Origin of the sequence: Paenibacillus melissococcoides (assembly GCA_944800085.1) — a bacterium.
Classification (GTDB): Bacteria; Bacillota; Bacilli; order Paenibacillales; family Paenibacillaceae; genus Paenibacillus_B; species Paenibacillus_B melissococcoides.
Window position 1 is genome coordinate 90,667 of the sequence record CALYLO010000017.1, and the last position, 21,939, is coordinate 112,605.

Below are 21,939 nucleotides of genomic sequence, written 5' to 3' on the forward strand. Positions count from 1 at the left end.
GTTATTCCACTAACCTAGCAAACTCTTCATTCGTGAGCATTCAGCTGATATTCGTCACAGATCATAACATGGGTCACCTGAGCGTGTTCCTTCGTAGGCTTTTAATAGGTCAAGGGAAAAATTCAGTCTAATGCGGTACTCTACCAGAAGCCTCTTCATTTGTTAAAGAAAAAGGACCCTGCTTCTAATACAGGGTCATGAAACAGCGGTTTTTTTACCATATACAACTGTATTATTATATTTCTAGTTTCTTTTTTTTATACTATAAAACACAGATAAAAGTGAAAATCTTCGGTAAGGTGCTATATGATCCTCGGGGAGAAGTATTCCCTATCCAATGCGACAACTTAGTAACGATACGGAGATAGTACATCGCCTAATCTCAAGGACCGGGTAGAAACTAAAAACCATTGCTCCACAACCGGCTCTCCAGTCATGAGCTCCAGGAACAATGGATTTTTAGTACTGGCCGTTCGAGCCCATACCAATGATTTGCCAGGAACGCTGGCAGTGTGACCCTAAAAAGACATAGCTTATATTGGAGCCATGTTGTCCTTTTTCCAACCAAGTTGCTCTTCTATCACGTATATTCTTGATTTCTTTATTGTTCCTCCCAATGGATTAAATCGTGGAAGATTGTTGCCGATAAATATATATAAGTCCTACGAGTAAATTTCTCATTTATTTAGAACTCGTTACTTGTGAAAAAAAGCTGTTCAAATTCTTTACGTTTCCGTCGTGTCAAGTCAATTTCTATATCTTTATATCCTAGCTTTATTATGTAGGTACCTGAAAACTTATCACTTGCGAAAACGGATTTTATGTAATTTACATTAATTAAATTCGATCGATTTGGTGCAAAAATAAAATCTGAACACTGGCTTTGAATATCAGTTAGTGATGTTGTTGTCTCTACACCAGATTCTTTTATACCTTCAGCATATACAATTGCTTTATGCTCTCCTTTTACTTTATGAGCATAAATAAAATTATTTTCATTCATGAAGAAGGTTCGATAGTTCGATTTAATTTTAATAATATTTCCAGGTACAGATCTAGAGAAAAAAAGATCCTTTTCTACAAGTACCGTAGCTTTTTCAGCAGCTTCCATGAATCTTTCATACGAAATCGGTCTCGTCAAAAAATCAACGCAATTCATATCTAAGCCGGCCAAAATCAAATCTGAATCGAATAAATCAGAAACCATGATTAAATATGGCTTGAGTCCGTGATCTAAAATACTTTTATAAGCAGCGATACCGTCAGTTCCATTTAGATCTACGTCTAGAAAAACAATGTCTGGTTCATATTTTATACAATCATCAAGTAGCCACTCCCCTGAGCCTACTGAACTAACAACCTTCCAACCCAGTTGATTGGTGTAATCCTCTAGATTTTGTCGTTCAAGCGGCTTATCTTCAGCGATGATAACCGTCAGTGCCCTATACATTTGGCAACCGCCCCCAAGTCACTTATTTCAATCGATTAATTTCGACAAATTTTTCACCAGATATGTTCGAAAAATGACCATTTATGAAATAATGATTCGATAGTCCTATAAACAATGTATACTCGTACTATAAATAGTACAAAAAAACCATGATAATCATTACCTGTTACTCATCAAGGAGGATCATAATGTTAAGGGATTTTATTATTGTGTTAGAAGCAGACTATGGCAATCGTAATTTCAGCGCCTATATTCCAGAACTTCGGTTAAGTACAGTTGGAGATACGGAAGATGAAGTACTTGCATGCGCGAAGGACCTTATTGCCATAGAAATGGAGAACTCTAATGTTGAAACGTTCTCCTCCAAAATTGTTACTTTGCAAGTAGAAGCAACACCTACCACAAACGAGGGGAAGAACTTCCAAGCAGCTGTTTAGTGCGCACATAGAAGTAAAGTGTCCCGCTCCCGGCCGCCAATCTCTATAGGGAGCGGGTTTTATTATGTCCTCATTTATGCCCAGAAAAAAATAGCCTCCCCCCTTCAGTAGGGAGCAGCCTATTACCAAAACTCTATTTATCGTCGATTTTTGGTAACCAGGCTATCATGACTCCGTACGGAGCTTTAGACCCTTAGCTTTGCGTCCTTACTTTTCAGAAAGTTTGCCTTTTCAGTATATTGCAGACCCAGAATTATTTTACTTTGCGCTCGATATTTGTTCATCCCAATAAGGAATGTTGAATATCAAGTCGATATTCATTTAGCATATACGGTTTATCAGTTATATCGCCACATTATAGCACAACAATACGACCTGTACTATACTTAGTACACTCTTGATAGAAAAGTATACAAGCACGAGGTATTGGTATATAACAATCATAGACTAAAAGCTAACAACATCCACTTCATTCGTGAGAGACGCTCCCACAGAGTCGGATGGGCCACTTGTCGCTCAAACGCTCCTTTGGAGCGCACACGACATGTGCCGTCATTCAATTGCACCTTGTAAGCGAGACATCGATATCCGGCGTGACCATACTCGTGTCGTCCAAACGTTCTGCTGCACCAGTAGGCGCGCCCTCGATACGAAAACGCCGCTTATAGGGTCCAACTGCGTGTGATCCTACAGCTTAGTGAATTCTGGATAAGCCGGCCCGTACGTTCCGCACGGGCCCGACGCAGGCATCCTGCCGTTGACATGAAAACACCGCATGCTTAGTTCGGCTGCATGCTGATTTTGGAAGAGACCCTGAATACTTGTTCATAATAATATTCTGAAACTGCGAAAAAAAGCTTTAGATTTCAGAAATTATTTATTTATAAGCGAAACATCACGACTTATCTGACGTCTATAACCCCCATATTATTCGCGTTACAATTATTTTCAATAAGACGGGGGTGGAATATGGATACAACTAAGCAGGATTTCTTATGTCAATATGTAACTGACAAAAACGTATACGAGAAATTGATTAACTATTTTCAAGACATGAAATAATTGGAGAAGAGATTTTCCCCTATGCGACGCAACCGCCTGCAGCTCGCCGCGTTGCTTTCGTAGCACCCGGTTACGCGAAAAATACGTACAGTCTACTTTATTTTCTTCGTACAACAACGGCAACACTGTCTGGCCAATCCGAGATAAAATGTAACTTCAGATAAGCAATAAAACGGCGGGTTAGCCCGCCGTTTATTGAATTACCTTACTATTTAGATAATAATGTTTGATTAAATATCTTGCTTGTTGTTGGGTATCTGACAAAGGGAGAGTTTCAGTTCGGGGATGACAATACGATCCGGAATTGATATCCACTCATTTACCCTTAAAGGGGGATCTCCAATCCTCCCCCTACGGGAACGGCTTAATTTCTCATCTTCATCTTCAATCAAAACTGCGCCATTCACCGTCTTCTCACAATCCACACAAAAATCTGCTGCACAGGGATCATCATATGGAAACGTATGAGTCGCAGGTTTTCCGCATAAGTCACACTCTCGTTTCATCTCGAACCCACCTTTAGCTTTAGGAATCATCTTCTAGAGACTTAATAGCGGGAGCCATCTTTTTTTATTATGTTTTAGTATTGTTCAACAATAGATACCTTTACTGCAAACATTTTTCCGCATTTGGTTCAATGGCTCCTAGAAAGGCATTTATTTTCGTAATCATGTTATTTGATATTTCTCTACTTGGACGATAGGTTTGAATAAATGAATCAAGTTGTTCTGGGTATAGTACGGGAATTTCTTCAGTATTTGTCTCTAATAATACACGTGGATTTGTAAATACGACAATCCCTTGGATCCACGTATTGCAATCCAATTCGCTTAGTTTTTGGGATAAAACGAAAATATGTAACTTTGTTTGAATAAGCGGATTACGTAAATATTTTTGGGTAACTTCCCCTGTAGTAGGGTTCGTTTTGGTTTGAATCCAGAAATCATCTTGTTCAGTACCGGCGATACATCCGGAACGATTCTTTCTAATGATGAGAAAAATCCCGTTTGTCCTTACGATGATACGTTCAATCTTCACTGTCAGCTCTTCATGGGATACACATATATTCTCATATATTTTTTCGTCATCGGCCTTGATTAAATGAGTCTTGGAAAGTCTTTCTCCCCGGTATCTTCCACTATGTAATTGCCGTGTTCTGCTCTTTTTGAAAAGTAAAAGTAAGAGAAAGCCAAATATACTGCATACAAAAGCAATTAATAGAATGGATAGGTTCAAAACATAGCCTCTTTTCAATAAATTAATATATTATATAATTAATATATTAATATTCTTTCGGACGAGAGAAAACTATTTCCCGCCCGAAAGAATCTAATTAATTCTACTTAGATAAAAGATTAGTAAGCATCCTACTAAACAGGGCAGTTACTTCACCACGGGTTGCACTCTTTTTAGGCTGAATTTTATTTCCATTTCCTTTGACCAGCCCTGCTTTTATTGCATGAACAACATTAGTTTTAGCCCAATCAGAAACATTTTTACCGTCAAGGAAATTATCAAGAATAGGAATCACATCTGTTTCTGAAGGTATAGGGTATAACTTAGCCTTAGCTAAAAATCTCGACACTACCGCAGACATTTCTTGTCTCGTTATGTTTCGATTAGGATCAAACTTTCCTTGTCCTATTCCTTCGACCAAACCTAATTCAGTAGCTGTTACCACGTCATTATAATACCAAGCTGAACTGTTAACATCACTATATTTGTTATCTGCCTTTACTTTCCCCAAGCACAGCGTCCGCATAAATATCGAAGTAAATTCAGCTCTAGTGATACTTTGATCCGGCTTGAATGTTCCGTCCTCAAACCCTTTTATTACACCTCGTGACACCATAGCCAATATCTCATTTTTGGCCCAGTGCTTATCGAGGTCATTCAGAGTTACACCTATCCCTTTATTATCACATGTAGATGCCAGATCCTTAATCCAAGACAAGTCATTATTGTCAGGTACCTTCAAGAATCCATCATTTTCAGCATACTTACCTTCGAGATCAACGTCCCCCTTGTCTGCACCATTATTGTCCGAAACTCCTTCTTTTTCTTTATTGCTGGAACTATTGTCGCCATTGTTTTCACCTTGGCTGCCGTTGTTGTCTGTATCAGAATTGTTTCCACTATTGCTATTATTAGAGCCGTTATTTCCTCCGGTGCTTCCTTTATCTGCACCACTATTATTTCCTCCACCTGTGTTACCGCTATTACTGTTGTCCCCGCCGTTATCAGGATCTACACCCTTATCTGGTACCGTAATACCTGATCCGTCGTCTGGCATAGTTACATCAACCTCCCCACCACCAACCACTGTCTCAGAGCCATCTGCATTTTTCTTAACGGCAGTAATATCGTAGTGGAGGTCTTTAGAAGGTGATACCCCTTCTTCCTCTAAAACCAGTTTCCCATCTGTTGCTCTCACATTACCAAGATCTCTCTTTTCTCCGGTTGCCGTATTGAAGTAACTTAGGTGATAACTACCGTCGTCATTTATCTCGTAGGTCCATTGTGGATTACGTTCCACATAATAGACGTTTGCTCCATCAATTACCTTGAAAGAGAAGGTTACTGTCCCCTCTTTAGGTTTCTCAGGTGTAGGTGTTATTACAATGCTAGGTGTTTCCTTAGTTGTCGTTACTGTTACAGAATCCGATTCTGATTTTCCCCATTCATTAGAAGCTACCACTTTATAAGCATAAGTTGTTTCCGGAGACAAGGTTACGTCTTTATAGGTAGTTAAGGGTCCTGTATAGACAATATATTCATTATCTCGAATAAGGGTGTATTCTTTAGCTCCAGGAGTTACCTTCCATTGCATCGAAGCACCATCGTGGTATATACGGTTTACAATTAACCCTTCAACCGAAGAAGGTTCAGACCCCAAAGTCTTCTGTGTTATGATAGCGGCATTACTGTTCCCATACTCATTATAAGCAAGAAGCGAAAGAGTGTACTCCGTGTCTTCTGACAAACCTTCTAGCTTGACCATTAACTCGTTACCATCATACTTTTCATCATTTCCTACTTTGATCTTATAACCTGTTGCACCGTTGACTCCCAACCATCTAACCGAAATGTAGTCCTTTCCAACATCAACTACATTAAAACCAACACTCCCTGCATCAGGAATTATTGGACGAAGGTCATCTGTACTAGTGGTTCTGGCTACGGTGAAAATCTCTTCACTAGACACAGAACCTTTGACTGCCTTCAAGGTAAAGGAGTACTCTTTATCGGGCTCTAACCCCACATTGGAAAAAGCTGTCGCTTTCCCTTGATAAACTACATCGCCTCCACGAGTTAAAACATAACCATCTGCTTTAGGAACCGCATTCCAAAACATATCTATGGAGTTGTATGTTGCAGAGGTTACCGTCCAACCTGTAGGTGCTTCTACATTTTCTTCTGCTGTTGTAGCATTTACAGAAACCGATGAACTCTCTGCTCCATTTTTCTTGGCCACCAACTCATAATAATAACTAGTATTAGGTGAGAGTCCTTCATCCTTGAGTACAGTTCCATTATCGCTAAAGATAATCTTTCCATCACGTTTTAGAACCTGTAAATCGGATCCATTTCCTTCCCATTTCAAAGTGATACTGGTATCAGTAATATTATCTACTCGGAAATTAGTTGGAGGATTTACTAGTTCTTTTAAAGTTCGTACCGATGCAATAGCTGCTGAACCTGTTACCCCTGCTCTCTTAGCAACTACAGAATACGTATAACTTGTATCTTGACTTAGTCCAACATCCCGGTTACTTGTTTCAGGTCCGGAATAAATAATTTTATTCCCCCGCTTCAAATCGTATCCATCTGCCCCAGGAACGCTATCCCATGACAGTGTAGCGGAATCACTTGTAACATTTGTTGCTTTAAAGTTACCGGGAGATGGAACTGCCTCACCTCTCCCATCAATAACGTAAGGACTGTTCATATCTCCGTTCCCGCTGCTAGCTAATGCATTATCCACTACTCTGATAACGGGGTAAACGTCTTGTGAATCAAATGAACTAGCAGTCCAAACTCTTTTTTCACTTTGGTTCCAATATATACTTGTTCCTCTAGTTTCCTGATTCATGAGAAAATATTTATTACTCTTAAATAAGAAAGGAGGTTCTTGGACTTCTTGGCTTGTTGGTAACCCTACTTTTGCCAAGATATTCCCTTGTACAGAGTTGTCTCTATGATAATAGAGCTTCCAAGAGTGCGTCTTTATAAGTGCCTTCTGAGAATCTTCGAACATTCCCAAGAAGTCTTTATTTAAATATCCTCCAACGTTGCCATCCTTGCCTGGTGTAGCGGCGCATTTTTTTTGGCAATGTTTATCAAGATATTTGGCAAAATTGCGCCGTTATAGAAGTGAGGTTCTCACCCTTTCGTCTCAATGATTTCTTGACATTCTTCAGCCGAAATGTACTTAGGAACATACGACTGAAGCTTATCTTCATCAGCAAAACCTTTTCGCCAGCAGTCCATAAGAAATGCGAAAAATAGGCTCTTCATTATGCATTACCCCCTTCGTCCATCATACCCATCACAGCCAACTGCAACGCGTCAAGCTGCCTCCGAAGCTCTTCGTTCTCCGCCTGTAGCTTTTCAATCGGGCCGGGCTCACGTGGTCTATTGCGTTCTGCTTCATAAGCTGCCTCGTACTCTTCTTCCGTAATAAGATGGATGTCCTCGTGTTCCGGGATTTCTTCCCTTGACTGCTCTGTTATGACATAAAAGTCATATGATTCTGAAGGATATACCAGTGTGCCCGGGACAAACTTGTTCGTGTCCAAACCCTTGTAATCATAGTTACCGCCTCTCGGCCCTATAACATTTGTTAATTTTAATCCAATCATGTTAATCCTCCTTATCGATATGCGTGTGCTCCAAGAAATTGAATAACGCCTGAGTCTGATGTGCTTTTGTCTGTCATTTCGTAACTAAAGGACAGGTTGTTTCTCGTAATAATAGTATGCTTGCGAGCTATCGGCGAATAACTTTGTCGTGCTACATACAGTTTTGTCTTGCTTAAAAAAACAGCTTCCTCGGCGCTGACACTTCCGGAAGGCATTGTGAAATAAGGTACTGCTGCATGGTTTAAAATTCTTACAGGGTCTCTATCTCTATAACCTCTATCAACAATGAACGTGTTAGAGCCGTCACGAGTGACTGCGATTACTTCGTAGTCGGGAGCAGAAGAATCCACATTGTTTTTTGATATGAGTTTTCCCGCATGGTCATACAGTTCATATGTTTTTGAAGAGCCACTCAACACGATAAGTACAACATTATCGCCTACCACCAAACTACTCGCCGCAAACTCCCGTGGAGCGCCCAGATGTACTGCCCTCACAACAGTTCCGTTTGGCGACACCTCATGTAGCTCCGATTGGTATTTTACCGGGGAACCTGATGTTGTTTCTTTGACTAGTACAAAATTATTATCCTTGTTGATAAACATGCCTTTCCCAACATAGTTTCCCAGCATGTCAAAGAACGTGCTTGTTAGGGCGAGGTTGCCCTTCGCTTGTGGAATACCACTAATTGCAGCAGCCAATTGGTCAAACGTACTATTCGCGGAGACTGGCCCGCCACCTTTGTCGTTGATGACCCCCGCGACTTTCCCTTTCCCATCAACGACAGATTGCTTTACCGAATCGAGCTCCGTTATGATATTGCGCGATTGGACGGTCAGTGCACCGTTAACAGTGAGCCCGCCCGTGATAGTGCCACCCGAGCGCGGCAGACTTGCGCTTTTGGCGTTCGATTCAGCTTGGTTTGCTTTTGCCTGTGCCCCTTCAGTCGTTTCCTTTGCATTCCAAGCCGTCCGCTCGGCAGCCGTAATATGCCGGACTTGATCCTCAGTATGAGCTTCGATGGCTCCTTGTGCATTGACAGCTGCTTGCATCGCCTCGTTTACGGCCTTCGGCGTGGCTGCCTTCGTCTCGTCGGTGCTGTCCGTTGCATTTGATAGCTGGGTGATGCCCGCCTGGGTCAGGGAAGCAGCCGGAACCTTCACATCATCAATCCGCTGGCTGAGCTGGTATATCCCTTCCTCAATGTTATTTAGGTTTCGGGCTGATATCGGCGTGCCTTCCTGGATGACTTCGCCAGTCGGTGCAACGATATGGTCACGCCATTCGGTGCGGTTATATGCCAAGCCCCTCGACCTCCATTTCAATCAATCTATATTTGAATGCTACATACAAGCCCTTACTCGCTGGCTTGATGAATTCTCTTTCAGCCCGGGCAACAATATCGCCGTCATGGTCTATCAATTCAACGTTTCCAATTTGACCCGCGACACTGTCATCGAAATAGATGTACACTCGAACTGTATCTCCCTCGGCAGTAAGCTTCATGAAGTCAATCCGTTTCGTCTCGCCTGAGTTTTGATATGCTGCATGAGAGAGAGAATCGGCGAATCTTTGTAATTGCTTTTGAAGTCCGATTTCTGTAAAAGTCTTCACGACGTCGTCACCTCGTTAGCAGGTGGCCATGTGCCACATTTGATTGTGTTGCAGGGAGGAGTATGGATCAAGTAACCAACCCCTGTCGGCCACGTCCCGCATTTGATGGTATTACAGAGCGGCAGCCCTACAGAGCCGAAGCTGAAGGTAGATTGTATCACTACAGTCGATCCGGCCCCTTCTTCGATGCCGTAACTAGGCTTTGAACGAGCTGGCTTTACCTTCATCACTTCTGCATCAATGACGGCGATGTCATTAATTCCGCTCGGTGCCGAGCTGCCCAGGTAGACAATAAATTCGGCCCAACGCTCCGGGTCATGGATATAATAGGGCTCGATATATGAATGCTCATATCCAAGCGCCCGAAGCGCGGTAAGTATGCCTTCCTTGGTTCCGGCTTGTTCCGCTATAAGGTTCTTCATCATCAACCGTAAACGATACGCCTCAACGTCTTCGCCCTTTAATCGTGGCATGTCCCGATCCCGACCGTGTTCGAGTAGCATCGTCTCGCTTGCAGAGATGATCATCGATTCCTCGCGGACGCGGAAGATGTCTTCCTTCGTCTGGTCAAACAATTTGCCAATTACCTTGAGAAAGATATAGAACTGATTATCCTTCTTGGCAATTTTTTTTAATGGGCCATATAGGAGATAAAACATGTAATCACTGAATTTTTGAAACATGTAGTTACCCCCTCATCAGCCTAACGGTGACCTCACCGAGAACAATCACCTTGGAGTTGTCCAAGACAACGTCTTGCGGCGGATTATTGACCTTTACGTTCCTGACGTCGAGTTCCTTCCGAATCGCGAAAATGATGTCTGAATGATTCAATTCATTCAGGCTGCGACCTTTTTTGATTCGGAGGAGCTCTGTCAGAATGGCCTTGGCGCGCTCTTCTATGCCTGCATCGGATGCATCCGATGCTATCCAAATGGTTATATCAATGTCCTGTGTCACCGTATCCGATGCCTTAACCAGGAGGTTGTCGTCCGGGCCTTTTATCTTCTCGGCCTCCTCTCGGACTTTTTGAAGGAGGCCTTCTGATGGTGTGCCCGCCGTTCCCGTGACAATGATGTCAATCGTGCCCTGGCCGCGAGGGTGAAGGTCATCGACGCGTACATATAGCACGCCGGGGATAGCTTCGCATACGTTTTTGTACTTGGCAGCTATCGGCAACGTGGAGAGCTCCGCCCAGGAATTCAATGTTCGTGCCCGTAGGCTCTCTATATCTTCGAGGTCGCTGCCTTCACGGGTAATCCAATCTACATCATTTGTAATCTCGTCTATGCTCTCGATGTGGGTCAATGACCGCCGGATTTGACCGGGCGGAACGTTGTATGTTGATCCTGCCTTTTCGGCCTCTACTGCCACACGATGGGATAGGGCATCCGCTGGCATTGTGCTATTTTCCAGGGCGATGAACCGGAGTTCCTCGCCGAGCATATCCGGTTCCGTCCGGAAAACGTCTCCTTTGGCAATCTTGACTGCTTTTCCTGCCGCCTTGCGCTTCAACGTCACGAATCCCCGTGTTTTTACGGGCTGTTTTCTCCGCTTGGAGAAGTCCGCTGCTTTCAGCTCCAACCAACCGGATTCGGCATGCGCAACAAACTGGTTGTTCAACACCTTTCGCAAAAGAAGAACCAAGTCAATCCGTACTTGAATGGCAATCATCATCAGCGTATAGAATACGCCGCCCGTGAATAGATTCGTTATGACGAAGCCTTCTTGTTCAAGCTCTTCCCGCAGCTTGTTTTTTGTCTCTTCCCGGTCGGGGATGGGGAGCAGTTGATCCAACACCTTATCATCAATCAACGAGTACCACCTCAACTTTCACTCTGTCCAGGTCGACATCAAGCTCATACAAGCGTTCGTCGCCTCGAAACCTGAAGGAAGCATGAACGGTAATGGCATCCCCCCTGAACGCTGTAATGACCTGAATTGTGTCCGCGTCAATCTCGATCCGGCGCTCCAGCTTTTCCTTCACGCGTTGCTCGATTTCCAGCCTCGTGAGCTCATCATCCTGCGACTGGATAAACTCCAGCAATGACCACCCCCAGGACTCGTCATAGAAAAGCTCGCCTTCCTGGGTCAACGCTTCCAATCGGATATCTTGGAATAAACAATCATAGTCAGTGACGAGCAAGGCCTCGCCGTTTGCGGCTGCCGCTGGCTGCCAGTTGGCATCCAGACGGATGTCTGAATCGTGAAGGCCTGCCATTACTCCACCGCCGCCTTGCCAATGATATGGGCATCCACTTGTCCGTAGAGAAGAAGCACGGCCACAATATCACCTAGATCGAATTTCTTGTCAGACTTGACATTCGGGATCTCCGGAAACCGCTCATCAACCGTGCGAGCTTCGTTTAGCATCTTCAGGTTATATTCGTGGATATCCGTCCCCTCGCTAACCCTGGTCACTTCGGCGAGCATTCCGGCGGCGAGCTGCACATGAGGATATTGCTCTTTGATCCGCTTATCAATGACCGCTTGAATCATGTCCTCTAACAAGATACCGCCCTCCTTAAAAGTAAATTCGAGTTCGGATAAATCCCGTTGCCGATGTGGAAAATACAACCTTTTTGACAGCGAACTCGCCCGATACCTTCGGATGTTGTACCCGAATAACATGCGAATGCCTAACAAAAGGGACGGACACGGTTTCGAGTTCCCATGCACCGCCTGAACGCTCCAGTGAGATGATATTCTCGGCATAGACAAACTCGTATATGAGAGGCTGTTCCGGCTGCTCTCCCCAGTAGAAGACATTACCCGAGAAGAAAAAGGGCATCTGTGCTTTCCAAATGGAACGGATATCCTCAATGACTGCAAGTGCAGTCTTCTGAAGAATAGGAAGCCGGGCTTTCTTCGGGAACATCTTGGGAGAGAGCACCGAATTTGATATCCCTGCTTTGCCGAGCAAGTAGTTCAGCATCTCCTGGGGAGTCACATCCAAAAAGGTGTTCGATACTATCGTCTCTTCCAGCAGTATCATTCCATCCTTCAGGATGATTTCATTTTGGTTGGCAGAAGAATATGGACTGACCACATACCCCTCGAATACGTCATGGAACTCTCCATCATAGCCGAGCTCGATACTGGCCGGAGCCTTCCGACTAATCGAAAGCTTATCCTGGAATTGCTCCGTAAATCTGACCTTTGCCCAATCAAAGTATGAGTCAGCCGAAGAATACACTTCGATTTCTATTCCTTCTTGGAGTTCATATTCCTCAATGGTGACACGTATCTCGGGATAGAAGAGCTCCATCTCCAGATCCATCATTCGTCCTCCTAGAACGGCAGAGCAGCGAGCTTTTGATTCGTCGAGACAGGCGGCGGGATATCCGTCGCGGCTGTCTTGCTTAATTTAGGTGCGGTTCCCCGGGAACCTGTATCCAGGTAGTTTTGATAATTGGCATTCAGATTGATTCCCGAACCCGAACCGCTCGATGCGCTGCTGCTCTTTTCATTCTTTTTTCTTGCTGGATTTCTTGCTTGCCACAATTTTAACTGTCCCGTATTGCCAGAACTCAATGCTGACGGTCATCGCGGAATTCTTGCTCTGTTCTTTGGTCACCAGATTTTTAAAGATAACCTTCGAGATACCACGGGCAGCGGTGTGCTCGTTTACAATGGTGTGCATGACTGGCCTTGCTTGACCCGGCTTCCGGAATAGCTTCTGAATGACAGCCAGTTTTTGCAGTTTCGTGAGCTTCGGGCCATCCTCCAAAATAAGCTCAAGCGTTACCTTGGCGTCCTCATATCCCGTGGCCTGCTTCGGCCGCGCCGCCTTGCCCTCGATTTCCTGTTCCTCCACGCGAGCATCCTCTTTAATTTCAAGGCTCTTGAACAGGCCAGGGAGGACAACCTTGCCGACCTTTACTGTACTTTCATCGACATAGATCATGCTCTACCTCCCGTTGATGGGGTCATGCCGTTGCTGTTGGTATAGTCTCGGATTTCTTCAAGCAGTTTGAACAGGGCAGGCAAGTCCTTCAGGCTGCTTAGGTCGACCGACAACTCCAATCTTTCGATGTTCATGCCTCTGTCGGTTTCCTTTGTGGTGGTATTGCTCTCGGAAACGGTTCATGATCGTCTCGCGTAGGTTGATTTTCTTCACGTCATCACGCGAAAGATCCATTTTGGCAAAGGCACGCTCCGTCATTTCTGCCGGAACGTTTTCGCTCTGTTCCATCCCTGTGCCAATCGTCTCGAATACTCGACGGCCTGATAACGTCAGCTCGGATAGCGGGCCTTCATGTGCATCGGAGAAGGGAAGAAGCTCCCTGACCTTTGCTAGTCCTGATTTCACCATATTGACTGGTGCGTTAATGACGCTCTTGATCCCGTCCGTGAAAGTCGTAATGACTTTAGAACCGGACTCTCGGAACCAGCTCAATGTGCCAGTAATGAAGTCTTTACACCACTGAACACTTTTTTGGAATACATCCGTAATGCCGCTCCAGAGATTCGAGAAAAAGCTCTTAATGCTGCTCCAATTATTGATGATCAGCATCGGAATTCCGATGAATGGGAAAAATGCAGCGATTGCGACCTGAAGCCAACCCGGCATCCCATTGAACAAATTGCGAATCCAATCGAAACCCGCGACGATGCCGTTCACGAAGCCATCCCATAAGCTCGAAAGGAAACTCACGACGGCATCCCAGTTTTGCCATAACAGTACGAGAGCAGCTATCAAGGCCATAATACCGACCACGACCCACGTAATCGGGTTGGCAAGTAGTGCAGCCGTAAATGACCATACCGAAGCAATCAGACCGGGCATTGCTCTGACGGCGGTCATTATCGCCTGACGTGCCATGTGCGCCATACCAACTGCCACATTCTTTATTCCGGTCACGGCTCCCTTCGTAACCGTTCCAATACCTTTGAATCCGGCCCTGATACCGTCCCCGGCATAGAGGGCCATAATCCTGATCGTCGTGAGCATGCTTGGTATTGCTCTTAACGCTGTCCGAAAGCCGCGAACGATGCCGCTTGTCTTGGTAATAACCATGCCTACAGCACCAAATACACCGATAAGCGTGCCCAGTCCGGTCAAAAGACCTCCGATGGTCAATAGGACAATGGCGAGAACTTTGACAAGCTCCTGATTCTCAGCAATCCATTCTCCGACACTCTGTAATACTCTCTCTCCTTGTTCAATTATCTGATTATAGGTAGGGAGGAGCTGTTTCCCGATCTCCTCAGTAAGATTACGAACTCGCTGAGTTAGCCGGGTATATTTTTCGCCTTCTGTTTCATTTATTGCGCCCGCCATCTTAGTAGCGATATCTGCCCCTTGCCCCATAGAGTCATAAAGAAGCAAAATGTTATCTTGTAGTTCACCCGTTTTGTTATAGAGCAGGTCAATCAAGGCTACGGCTTCATCTGTACCGAATGCTTTTTGTAGCTGCATCTTCTCCGCTGCATCCATCGTCTCTCCGAACTTGCCACGGAGAAGAGAAAGGATCTCAGGCATCGATAGCAGTTGGTTATTCGTATCTGTAAACTTCAATCCAAGCTCTTCACCCGCCTTCGCTGCTGAGCGGAAGAACGCTTTATATTTTGTTCCCGCCTCAGACCCGGACATCGTAGCTTGTAGCATACCCACAATGGCGAGCTGTTCTTCGAGCGGTACATTCGCCGATGTTGCAGCTGCCCCGAGCGTCTGAATCGCTTGAGACATTCCAGAACCGGATGTCTTGAATATCCGGATGGAATCGGATATGCCCGCCGAGAAAGCTTCAGCAAATTCAATGTCCGACATGTCCTTGTAGTAATCCTTATAGATCCCGTACCCTGTAGCAAACAACGATGTCATCTCTTCAACGGAGGCCTTAGTCGCTTTACCCGTCAGGCCAGCCAAACGAGTATATTCCGCAACGCCTTCATCCGTCAGAGATGCAATCCCGGATTTGATTGAGTACGCTGCCGTCAAAAAGTCTGATTTTGTTGTGCCAGCCCACTGATCGGAAAAGTCTCTCGCAGCCTGCTCCAAGAGCCCCAAGTTCTCCGTTCCCAGAGATGCCAGCTCCCCAAGAGCCCGGCGCGTGTCGAATGTGGCCTCTACTGGCTTCAGCACCGAGTCCGATATTTGCATCCCGACTCCGGCCATCAACAGACCAGTTTTCGTCATACTGCCGAAGCTTTGGTTCAATCTATCAATCTTGCTTACTGACCCGTCCACTGTTGCGTTAATACGTGACATTGGGCCGGATAACTGGTCAATCATTCCTACGATGACTGAAAGCCTAAAAATAGAATCCAGACTCACAACATTATCACCCGTTCCATTTTCCTGATATTGGTGGTATATTTGTCTTATACATATAGTGAAGAGGAGGAACTCCAAATGGTTGGTATTGCATTTGCGTTTAAACTGCTTGTATTCGCCATCTGTGCGGGTGCAGTGATATCCATCCTCATCTTTGTACCGCTCACCATATATGTCATTCCGTATTGCCTATGGGTCGGGAACGAGCAAACAATGGGCCGCCACCAGGATAAGAAAAAAGAGGGGATTCGAAAGACCGTCAAGCACGCTACCATCCTATATCGAAGCTGGATTCGAAGAGAGAAGCCATCCTTTTAGGGGATGGCCTTTTTACTCCCCGAAGACTTTTGTAATTGCCCTCGCTAGGATGTTCTCTTCAAGCTCCTGGATGACTCTAGCTTGAGCCAAGGCCCGAATAAACTCATCCATGTCCATGTCTCCGACTTCTTTCCCCTTTAGAACAGCAGGAGGCAAAAACCGATAGATTTCCAGCATGCCGGACTCTATAAAATTGGTTTTTACCTCCTGGAGACAGCTATCTAAAGTAGCTTTAAATTTACGTCCTTGCTCAGGCCTAACATGGTGAGAAGCTTCTCCCCAAGTGATAAAGCAAAAGCTGGGTATTCTTCGAGGTGCGCCTCCAACTGTGCGGCCTGTTCATCGACGACATTGTCCATGACGAACGCACGCAGAGCTTTCGTCGGACTTTGAGATGCTGTCTTCACATAGCGGTCATAGCTGGCCGTCTTCGGCTTACGGAAATAATATTCGATTTCAAGATTAGAAGAATCGTCTTGCTCAATCGTTGCTAATAAACGGTACACCTTGCCATATCGAGCCTTATATACTTCGATTGGAGTTGGTTCGAGTACGGCGATCTCAGTTTCTTTGGTCATTATAGATACCTCCGAATTTTGTCATCTATTTTGATAAATAATGCAATCAGATAGGCTTGACTCCGTCTCTGTCAATGCCATTGACGATGATAAAGTCAAGGTCAACCTTCAGTGACTTGTCTCCCTGGGCATTCTTGTGTGACGCCTTTGTGAAAGTGACCGTATTCAGGACGTCCGTCCGTGTCCGCCCGCCGCCGTCGGCGTAGCTGACGACGATTTTCGGGATCACAAGGCGGTACAGCCCAAGATTTTTACTCTTGCAGTACTGGACAATGTCGTCATAGTCATCCCGCAGCAGGCTCAGCTTGCCCTCTGATTTATAATTTCCTTCGCCGTATCCTCGTGGCCGTTGCCCTTTGCCGTAAGCGACTTCCTTTTCCAGTTCATCATCGTAGGATATTTCTTGCACTTCCAGGGAGAGGCCCGGTATGGAGATGGTGATATCTCCCCAGTCGTATACCTTTCCATTGATAATTGCCATTGGTTATTCCCTCCCGAACGGATTTTCCATTCCAATGTCGATCTGAATCTCCCGAATATGCCCAATCGGCACATAGCGGATGATGACATCCAGTTGTTCCGATACCAGAATGTCCTGGTCTGACGGGACGATAATCCGGCCTGAAGAAATCTCCTTGGCGCGAACCATCTCATCGAGCGGCGTCTCAATGAACTTCGCTATCGTCTCCAAGCTGCCCGAAACATCGGTCATATCGACCTCGCTCTGAAGGTGGAGGAGAGCTTCCCGACGAGTCTCACGTATGATCTTGTTCTTGATGCGCACATCTTCGGCGTACCGATAATCCGATCCATCCGGGGCCATCATCTTGGCATTCGTAACATAAAAACCATCCAGCCCTTCATATCTCCGGAATGTCAGGTACTTCTCTTCATCCAGCAGGCCGACATAGTCTTCAATACCTTCTGGCAGCAGCTCCAACATCTTCGTTTCTGGAATGCTGAAGCTCTTCGTCTCGCCGATAGACTGCTGTGGCTTCGCCAGAGCATACAGCCCGCAGACAATCCCTGCATTGTTGACCACCTTTGTCCGGCCGTCCATCTTCCGATATTTTGACCAGGCGGATACGATTTGCAGGTCATAGTTGGAAAGGCCCTTGCGAGCTTCAATAAGTCGCTGGACGAATGCGTCAATAGATTCATCCATCTCCCACTGCGGAGCCTCACAAATGGCAAAGAGCGGCTTCTTGTACGTATCGCGCAGCTTCACAATCTGCTCCGAGACCGCCGTCCATAGTGGTTTGGCCGATTCGCCCACAATATGCACAAATTCGAAGGAGAAGCTGACGTTCCGCAGCTTGTCCATCGCTGCTAAAACATCCTGATTACTCATTTGCGGCGCGGTCGTCGATACGGTATAGGTGTCGCCGACCAGGAAGGATTTCGCCTTGTCTTGCTCTGCTTCCGAAAATGCAAATTTCAGGCCAGTACCCGGTATGTCCAGTACGCCACTGAGGGGGAGAGTGACCTCCTGCTCGAACAAGCCGTCAACCTCATACCGAATGGCTGCCTCATTCAGCCCGCCGCTCTCCGTCACTTGCATCGTAACCTTGACGGCATTGGATGGGTTTCCGGTGACCGTCGCGCTTCCTGTGCCGCTTCCGTCCTTCTGTACTTGCCCCACCGTGCCGGGAACGGCAGGGGAGACCGGGAAGCAATAGATTTTGCCAGCCCCATTCTCTATACTGTCCATGACGGCATCGGCCAGCGGGCTATGACCAAGCAATTCCTTGATTTTCTTGTCGTTCATATTCCCGCTTATGACGACAGGGGAGGCGGACGGTGCGGCAGCTACACCGATTTTGACATGGACTCCTTCACCTAGGTTCGTGCGGATGCCGAGTCCGCCGTCGGTGATGGTCGTCGTTACATCTCTAAGCATTTTCTATCACCTTCTTTCCGCTGATGGGGCCGGACAGGAATCTATCCACGGCCTTGCTGTAGGCAGCCATTGTCACTTGCTTGCCAGGCTTCCAGCTTTCAGCGGCAGCAACACCGTGATAAACTGCATCCGGAGTAGCGCACCGTTCCCGCAACTCTTCGACGGGGACAAGTTCCGGGGAACCCCCGTCCTTACTATCCTTGCTCGCCATATCCATCCTCCTTCTCGATGCTACGTACATGGTAATTGACCTTGGCGAAGTCCGTATCTTTGTAGACGCCGCCTCGGAAAGTCACCTTCAATTGCACTGCGATTTTTGCTTGCAAAATGCTGTCTTCCTTGTCTACCCAGTCAGCTTCCTCGACTTCAAGCGCGGTATAGTTGCCGTCAATCAAAATGCCTGGGTCGAGCAATGCCAGGAAGGCTTCGAATATGGCGTCAGCCTGCTCCTGGCTGTACTCGCCTATTACGACAACAAATGTTGTTTCGCGCTCGAACATTTTACGCCGTTTATGCTTTGCCATGTTTTCGTCGCGATAGAGCTTCTTGCTGTAGGCTCGTGAGAATGTGTCCCGATCCGGGATTACCGCGCCGACATGACTTTCTCTGTACCCTCTAAGCTCTTTCATGCTTGTGCATACCTTGCTTTTGATTCCAGCGGCCTTTAGCTTTTGGACAAGGTACTCTTTACATGTCGATATCATGCTTATTCCTCCGCTAGGGCATCTTCCAGCGTGCCCTTGATTTCGAGCATGTCCTCCTCCGATATACCGAGGTATGGACGTGCCGGAATCTTGATATTGACTTTGACCTGGCGCTTGCGTATCCAGCGGCCGTCGATTTTAAAAATCAGACCTCTGCGCGTCTTTGCCCGGATGGTTACAGAGCGGCCCTTTTCCCCAAATTGGTGAGTTCGGGCATATATTACATTCGTTCCGACTGCAAACCCTGAACCATCTGCCGTTGATTTAATGGAATTCTTCAGGCGAGCACTATCTGTCAGGGTGGAGCCATTTTCTTGTGATGCCCGGATGGAGGTACTCCAGGCCTTGCCGTCTGGGCCCTTTTGTTCCTTAAACCGTTCCAGGGTTGATGTTCGTAGCGCTTCCGCCAGAACCAGACCAGTTCTTCGAATGTCTACCTCTTGGAGTTTCCGCAGCCGCTTCATGAGCCGCCGGACATCGCCTTCAAGCCGTATACTATACATATCTCACAGCCCCCGCATGCTGGCTCGCGAAAACAGGCGTGGGCTACTCTGTGCGGAAAAGGCCGTGGCCGCTTTGCTTGAACCGTCGCTGACGCCGATATCGATAATCCCTTTTGCCACGTTCTCTAGGAACCGTATAGCCGCGTTATATCGATTCAGATAGTTCTTTTCCTTCTCGCCCTCGTCGATGCCGATGCGGCTGAACAGGTTGTATACCGCGATGTCCTTAGCATACTTGTTGATTACCTTCGGCACCCGAGAGAGGGGACGGAATACCTCTTTACGAGATACCCGTCGATTTCTCCGGATGCGTCGGCAATGGCCTCTTCGATGATGGGGGCGATCAGCTCCTCGCGTTGCTCCTCGTCCTCGATGTAGCGGTCTCCGATTAGCGCGTTCAGCGCGTCATCCTTAATCATCCCTCGGACTTCTTCCGTGGTACAGTACATTCGATTCACCTCTTATGGCGTTCAATCTTGAGACAGCTCTTCCTTTGGCGGCTCCGGATTTACTTCGTCCTCTTCGCCTGTACTTCCGTATGCCATTTGCCAGAATCCATAACCGGCATTCGAGCGGCCGTCTACGCCATAGAGGAATTGCTTACGCATGAAGACATTCTCATCCGTATCCCGATCCATGGCGACAAACCTAGCCGCCTTGCGCTCCTGGTAGATGAGCGGCTTCAGCGGCTTTGTCGTGCAGAGCAAAAACCAAGCATCTGGGCTCTCGGCCAAGTCTGGCACGACAAGCAGCTCCGCCGTGCTTTTAAATGTATTAGTCGTTCCATCAATTTGATCTGCATAAAGAATCTTGCGTCCCATTTCTTCATTGGCCGGAGAGACCACAAGCAGATTAGGCACAAGCTTCAAACTCTTGCCACCATCATCAACAAGGGACATCATGGCGCTTCTTGCAGCAGCATATGAGCGGACGGAGAGCTTTTTAGTCCCTTTGTTGCTGAAGACTTTCTCTCCGATTTTGTGCTTATCCGAGAAAAACGGCTGTTTATCGTAACACTTTTCTTTGAACCCTTTGAGCAGCAAACCAAATACCAATTCATCCGGATGAGCTGCTGCGCTTTGGCCCATATCCTGTACAATAGGGTTATACAGACCAATAGTGTCATCCTCGATATCATTGCGATCCACACCGACCGTCAGTTCATAGTCTTTGTTTTTGATGGTATAATCGGATGCTTGCAGGTTTTGGATTTCACGATCACCGACCCATTCCCGCATACGTGGCATCTTTCCAAGCCATTTGTAATTTTCCTCGCCCCCGTCGTGGATGGAACCTTCGTGGCTACTTGTTCCCACTGTGTTTTCGTCTCTTCGAATGCCTTCGTATACAAGATATTGAATGCGGTATAGATACCGCGCAGAGCCTGCTGATTAACTATCATTCCATTTCCTCCTCTATGAATTGTTCAGCTTATAACGTTTCAACAACAACGTAGCTGCCGTCAATGCCTATGACCTTACCAGCCACACTGGAGCCTGTAGCCGTGGCCGTGACGGTCTCGTCATCAACGAAATAGCAACTTTTCAGCATATCCTTAGCTGTCACTGCTCCGGTAGCTGCATTGTTCCACTTGAACACGCCGCGTCGGACACGAATGGTTGCATCCCGTCAGCACCTAACGAATTGTCTATATACTCCTCAGCTCGCCGGCTGCGATCAATTGGTTGCTTTTGCCCCCGGAACGGCCAAGCCGTTCGCGTCGATAGCGACGAATGAGCCATCAAAAATCTTGACTCCACCTTTGACCGGAATGACAAGCGTTCTTCCGTCGGCGAACTCCGTTGTATTGCGTCCTTGTGACAGTGCCATAAGGCCTTTCCTCCTCCCAATTATGTCTTTTATTTTCCGCCGTACTTCTCCAGGTCTTCATCCGAATGTCAAGCATTTTACAGACCTTCAGGCTCATCTCATCAATCCCCTTCGACTGCGCCTTTCCGTCCTCGATTTCAAGTTCACCGACCGGAACCACTTGCGGGGCCTTTTCAACAACTTTTTAAAGCCTTGCGGGTCTTTGAGTGCGTATTCTTCCGCCCAAGCCTTTTGAGCGGCGGAAATCTTGCCATCCTTCAGGGCCGTCATCACGAGCTCATCCGAATCCTTTTTATCCAGTCGCGCCTTCAGAGCATGGAACTCGAAACAGGCACGAAGCCGGAAGATTTTTCAATGCCATAATGGCCGCTGCTACGTCTTCCGTTTTCGCATCGCAACGG

The 21,939-nt window shown here is 46.4% G+C and carries 27 protein-coding genes, 2 pseudogenes and 1 riboswitch; of the genes and pseudogenes, 2 read left to right on the forward strand and 27 right to left on the reverse strand.

Features of this window, described 5'->3' with window-relative positions; genetic code table 11:
• Positions 1-685 precede the first annotated feature (685 nt).
• The gene (locus OCY70_RS33850) at positions 686-1,450 is read right to left on the reverse strand and encodes a LytR/AlgR family response regulator transcription factor (protein ID WP_213430911.1); all 765 of its coding nucleotides are present in this window, start codon (positions 1,448-1,450) and stop codon (positions 686-688) included.
• 188 nt (positions 1,451-1,638) lie between these two features.
• Between OCY70_RS33850 and OCY70_RS33855 the strand changes: the two genes are divergently transcribed.
• Positions 1,639-1,887 (forward strand): hypothetical protein, encoded by a 249-nt coding sequence (locus tag OCY70_RS33855; protein WP_213430910.1) that lies wholly within the window; start codon positions 1,639-1,641, stop codon positions 1,885-1,887.
• Positions 1,888-2,036: 149 nt separating this feature from the next.
• A riboswitch (cyclic di-GMP riboswitch) is annotated at positions 2,037-2,125 on the reverse strand.
• 1,054 nt (positions 2,126-3,179) lie between these two features.
• Here the strand turns inward: OCY70_RS33855 and OCY70_RS33860 are convergent.
• The 14 genes from OCY70_RS33860 to OCY70_RS33925 form a co-directional block, all read right to left on the reverse strand.
• Entirely contained in the window at positions 3,180-3,455 is a 276-nt protein-coding gene (locus tag OCY70_RS33860) for a hypothetical protein (RefSeq protein WP_213430909.1), read from the reverse strand.
• 100 nt (positions 3,456-3,555) lie between these two features.
• On the reverse strand, positions 3,556-4,185 hold the full coding sequence (locus OCY70_RS33865; RefSeq protein WP_213430908.1) for a nuclease-related domain-containing protein: 630 nt from the start codon (positions 4,183-4,185) through the stop codon (positions 3,556-3,558).
• A 103-nt stretch (positions 4,186-4,288) separates the two neighbouring features.
• Entirely contained in the window at positions 4,289-7,120 is a 2,832-nt protein-coding gene (locus OCY70_RS33870) for an S-layer homology domain-containing protein (RefSeq protein ID WP_213430907.1), read from the reverse strand.
• A 346-nt stretch (positions 7,121-7,466) separates the two neighbouring features.
• Positions 7,467-7,811, reverse strand: a complete 345-nt coding sequence (locus OCY70_RS33875; protein ID WP_213431383.1) for a hypothetical protein — start codon at positions 7,809-7,811, stop codon at positions 7,467-7,469.
• Positions 7,812-7,822: 11 nt separating this feature from the next.
• Complete coding sequence (locus OCY70_RS33880; protein WP_213431382.1) at positions 7,823-9,115, reverse strand: phage tail protein; 1,293 nt, start codon at positions 9,113-9,115, stop codon at positions 7,823-7,825.
• Positions 9,105-9,425, reverse strand: coding sequence for a hypothetical protein (locus tag OCY70_RS33885; RefSeq protein WP_213431381.1), 321 nt, complete (start codon positions 9,423-9,425; stop codon positions 9,105-9,107). The genes OCY70_RS33880 and OCY70_RS33885 overlap by 11 nt, the downstream gene beginning before the upstream one ends.
• On the reverse strand, positions 9,422-10,108 hold the full coding sequence (locus OCY70_RS33890) for a hypothetical protein (RefSeq protein WP_213431380.1): 687 nt from the start codon (positions 10,106-10,108) through the stop codon (positions 9,422-9,424). The genes OCY70_RS33885 and OCY70_RS33890 overlap by 4 nt, the downstream gene beginning before the upstream one ends.
• Positions 10,109-10,112: 4 nt before the next feature.
• Positions 10,113-11,240: a baseplate J/gp47 family protein gene (locus OCY70_RS33895; RefSeq protein ID WP_261944656.1), complete on the reverse strand. Its 1,128-nt coding sequence runs from the start codon at positions 11,238-11,240 to the stop codon at positions 10,113-10,115.
• Positions 11,233-11,646 (reverse strand): DUF2634 domain-containing protein, encoded by a 414-nt coding sequence (locus OCY70_RS33900; RefSeq protein WP_213430853.1) that lies wholly within the window; start codon positions 11,644-11,646, stop codon positions 11,233-11,235. Before OCY70_RS33900 ends, OCY70_RS33895 begins: the two co-directional genes overlap by 8 nt.
• Positions 11,646-11,936, reverse strand: a complete 291-nt coding sequence (locus OCY70_RS33905) for a hypothetical protein (protein ID WP_213430852.1) — start codon at positions 11,934-11,936, stop codon at positions 11,646-11,648. Before OCY70_RS33905 ends, OCY70_RS33900 begins: the two co-directional genes overlap by 1 nt.
• Positions 11,937-11,949: 13 nt before the next feature.
• Positions 11,950-12,705 carry a serine/arginine repetitive matrix protein 2 gene (locus OCY70_RS33910; protein WP_261945408.1) on the reverse strand — a complete coding sequence of 252 codons (756 nt, stop codon included), beginning with the start codon at positions 12,703-12,705 and terminating at the stop codon, positions 11,950-11,952.
• Positions 12,706-12,716: 11 nt separating this feature from the next.
• Positions 12,717-12,929 carry a hypothetical protein gene (locus tag OCY70_RS33915; RefSeq protein ID WP_261948935.1) on the reverse strand — a complete coding sequence of 71 codons (213 nt, stop codon included), beginning with the start codon at positions 12,927-12,929 and terminating at the stop codon, positions 12,717-12,719.
• Positions 12,892-13,332 (reverse strand): transcriptional regulator, encoded by a 441-nt coding sequence (locus OCY70_RS33920; RefSeq protein ID WP_261948936.1) that lies wholly within the window; start codon positions 13,330-13,332, stop codon positions 12,892-12,894. Before OCY70_RS33920 ends, OCY70_RS33915 begins: the two co-directional genes overlap by 38 nt.
• Before the next feature lie 57 nt (positions 13,333-13,389).
• Entirely contained in the window at positions 13,390-15,705 is a 2,316-nt protein-coding gene (locus OCY70_RS33925; RefSeq protein WP_261948937.1) for a phage tail tape measure protein, read from the reverse strand.
• Between the two features lie 78 nt (positions 15,706-15,783).
• Between OCY70_RS33925 and OCY70_RS33930 the strand changes: the two genes are divergently transcribed.
• A complete protein-coding gene (locus OCY70_RS33930) occupies positions 15,784-16,023 on the forward strand; it encodes a hypothetical protein (protein ID WP_213430849.1) in 240 nt (79 codons plus the stop codon).
• Between the two features lie 12 nt (positions 16,024-16,035).
• Here OCY70_RS33930 and OCY70_RS33935 read toward each other — a convergent pair whose 3' ends face one another.
• The 12 genes and pseudogenes from OCY70_RS33935 to OCY70_RS33990 form a co-directional block, all read right to left on the reverse strand.
• Positions 16,036-16,200, reverse strand: a complete 165-nt coding sequence (locus OCY70_RS33935; RefSeq protein WP_213430856.1) for a hypothetical protein — start codon at positions 16,198-16,200, stop codon at positions 16,036-16,038.
• A gap of 44 nt (positions 16,201-16,244) precedes the next feature.
• Entirely contained in the window at positions 16,245-16,601 is a 357-nt protein-coding gene (locus OCY70_RS33940; protein ID WP_213430848.1) for a DUF6848 family protein, read from the reverse strand.
• A gap of 46 nt (positions 16,602-16,647) precedes the next feature.
• A complete protein-coding gene (locus tag OCY70_RS33945; protein WP_213430847.1) occupies positions 16,648-17,082 on the reverse strand; it encodes a hypothetical protein in 435 nt (144 codons plus the stop codon).
• Between the two features lie 3 nt (positions 17,083-17,085).
• On the reverse strand, positions 17,086-18,501 hold the full coding sequence (locus OCY70_RS33950; protein ID WP_213430846.1) for a DUF2586 domain-containing protein: 1,416 nt from the start codon (positions 18,499-18,501) through the stop codon (positions 17,086-17,088).
• Positions 18,494-18,712, reverse strand: coding sequence for a hypothetical protein (locus OCY70_RS33955; RefSeq protein WP_213430845.1), 219 nt, complete (start codon positions 18,710-18,712; stop codon positions 18,494-18,496). The genes OCY70_RS33950 and OCY70_RS33955 overlap by 8 nt, the downstream gene beginning before the upstream one ends.
• Entirely contained in the window at positions 18,696-19,130 is a 435-nt protein-coding gene (locus tag OCY70_RS33960; protein ID WP_249725584.1) for an SON protein, read from the reverse strand. The genes OCY70_RS33955 and OCY70_RS33960 overlap by 17 nt, the downstream gene beginning before the upstream one ends.
• Positions 19,131-19,207: 77 nt before the next feature.
• Positions 19,208-19,669 (reverse strand): phage virion morphogenesis protein, encoded by a 462-nt coding sequence (locus tag OCY70_RS33965; RefSeq protein WP_261948844.1) that lies wholly within the window; start codon positions 19,667-19,669, stop codon positions 19,208-19,210.
• A 42-nt stretch (positions 19,670-19,711) separates the two neighbouring features.
• Positions 19,712-20,157 (reverse strand): annotated as a pseudogene (locus tag OCY70_RS36470) (gp436 family protein).
• A gap of 21 nt (positions 20,158-20,178) precedes the next feature.
• Positions 20,179-21,024 (reverse strand): Mu-like prophage major head subunit gpT family protein, encoded by an 846-nt coding sequence (locus OCY70_RS33980; protein WP_261948856.1) that lies wholly within the window; start codon positions 21,022-21,024, stop codon positions 20,179-20,181.
• 5 nt (positions 21,025-21,029) lie between these two features.
• Positions 21,030-21,110, reverse strand: a pseudogene (locus OCY70_RS36640) (hypothetical protein); the annotation flags it as partial.
• Between the two features lie 275 nt (positions 21,111-21,385).
• Entirely contained in the window at positions 21,386-21,538 is a 153-nt protein-coding gene (locus tag OCY70_RS33985) for a hypothetical protein (protein ID WP_261948855.1), read from the reverse strand.
• 93 nt (positions 21,539-21,631) lie between these two features.
• The gene (locus OCY70_RS33990; RefSeq protein WP_261948854.1) at positions 21,632-21,808 is read right to left on the reverse strand and encodes a phage protease; all 177 of its coding nucleotides are present in this window, start codon (positions 21,806-21,808) and stop codon (positions 21,632-21,634) included.
• Positions 21,809-21,939 lie beyond the last annotated feature (131 nt).

Excerpts from the sequence above, each read along its gene's own strand:
- OCY70_RS33850 (WP_213430911.1), bottom strand. The coding sequence starts at position 1,450 with ATGTATAGGGCACTGACGGTTATCATCGCTGAAGATAAGCCGCTTGAA.
- OCY70_RS33855 (WP_213430910.1), top strand. The coding sequence starts at position 1,639 with ATGTTAAGGGATTTTATTATTGTGTTAGAAGCAGACTATGGCAATCGT.
- OCY70_RS33860 (WP_213430909.1), bottom strand. The coding sequence starts at position 3,455 with ATGAAACGAGAGTGTGACTTATGCGGAAAACCTGCGACTCATACGTTT.
- OCY70_RS33875 (WP_213431383.1), bottom strand. The coding sequence starts at position 7,811 with ATGATTGGATTAAAATTAACAAATGTTATAGGGCCGAGAGGCGGTAAC.
- OCY70_RS33890 (WP_213431380.1), bottom strand. The coding sequence starts at position 10,108 with ATGTTTCAAAAATTCAGTGATTACATGTTTTATCTCCTATATGGCCCA.
- OCY70_RS33900 (WP_213430853.1), bottom strand. The coding sequence starts at position 11,646 with ATGGCAGGCCTTCACGATTCAGACATCCGTCTGGATGCCAACTGGCAG.
- OCY70_RS33910 (WP_261945408.1), bottom strand. The coding sequence starts at position 12,705 with ATGGATCTGGAGATGGAGCTCTTCTATCCCGAGATACGTGTCACCATT.
- OCY70_RS33920 (WP_261948936.1), bottom strand. The coding sequence starts at position 13,332 with ATGATCTATGTCGATGAAAGTACAGTAAAGGTCGGCAAGGTTGTCCTC.
- OCY70_RS33930 (WP_213430849.1), top strand. The coding sequence starts at position 15,784 with ATGGTTGGTATTGCATTTGCGTTTAAACTGCTTGTATTCGCCATCTGT.
- OCY70_RS33935 (WP_213430856.1), bottom strand. The coding sequence starts at position 16,200 with ATGCTGGAAATCTATCGGTTTTTGCCTCCTGCTGTTCTAAAGGGGAAA.
- OCY70_RS33940 (WP_213430848.1), bottom strand. The coding sequence starts at position 16,601 with ATGACCAAAGAAACTGAGATCGCCGTACTCGAACCAACTCCAATCGAA.
- OCY70_RS33945 (WP_213430847.1), bottom strand. The coding sequence starts at position 17,082 with ATGGCAATTATCAATGGAAAGGTATACGACTGGGGAGATATCACCATC.
- OCY70_RS33950 (WP_213430846.1), bottom strand. The coding sequence starts at position 18,501 with ATGCTTAGAGATGTAACGACGACCATCACCGACGGCGGACTCGGCATC.
- OCY70_RS33955 (WP_213430845.1), bottom strand. The coding sequence starts at position 18,712 with ATGGCGAGCAAGGATAGTAAGGACGGGGGTTCCCCGGAACTTGTCCCC.
- OCY70_RS33960 (WP_249725584.1), bottom strand. The coding sequence starts at position 19,130 with ATGAAAGAGCTTAGAGGGTACAGAGAAAGTCATGTCGGCGCGGTAATC.
- OCY70_RS33965 (WP_261948844.1), bottom strand. The coding sequence starts at position 19,669 with ATGAAGCGGCTGCGGAAACTCCAAGAGGTAGACATTCGAAGAACTGGT.
- OCY70_RS33985 (WP_261948855.1), bottom strand. The coding sequence starts at position 21,538 with ATGGCACTGTCACAAGGACGCAATACAACGGAGTTCGCCGACGGAAGA.
- OCY70_RS33990 (WP_261948854.1), bottom strand. The coding sequence starts at position 21,808 with ATGACGGCCCTGAAGGATGGCAAGATTTCCGCCGCTCAAAAGGCTTGG.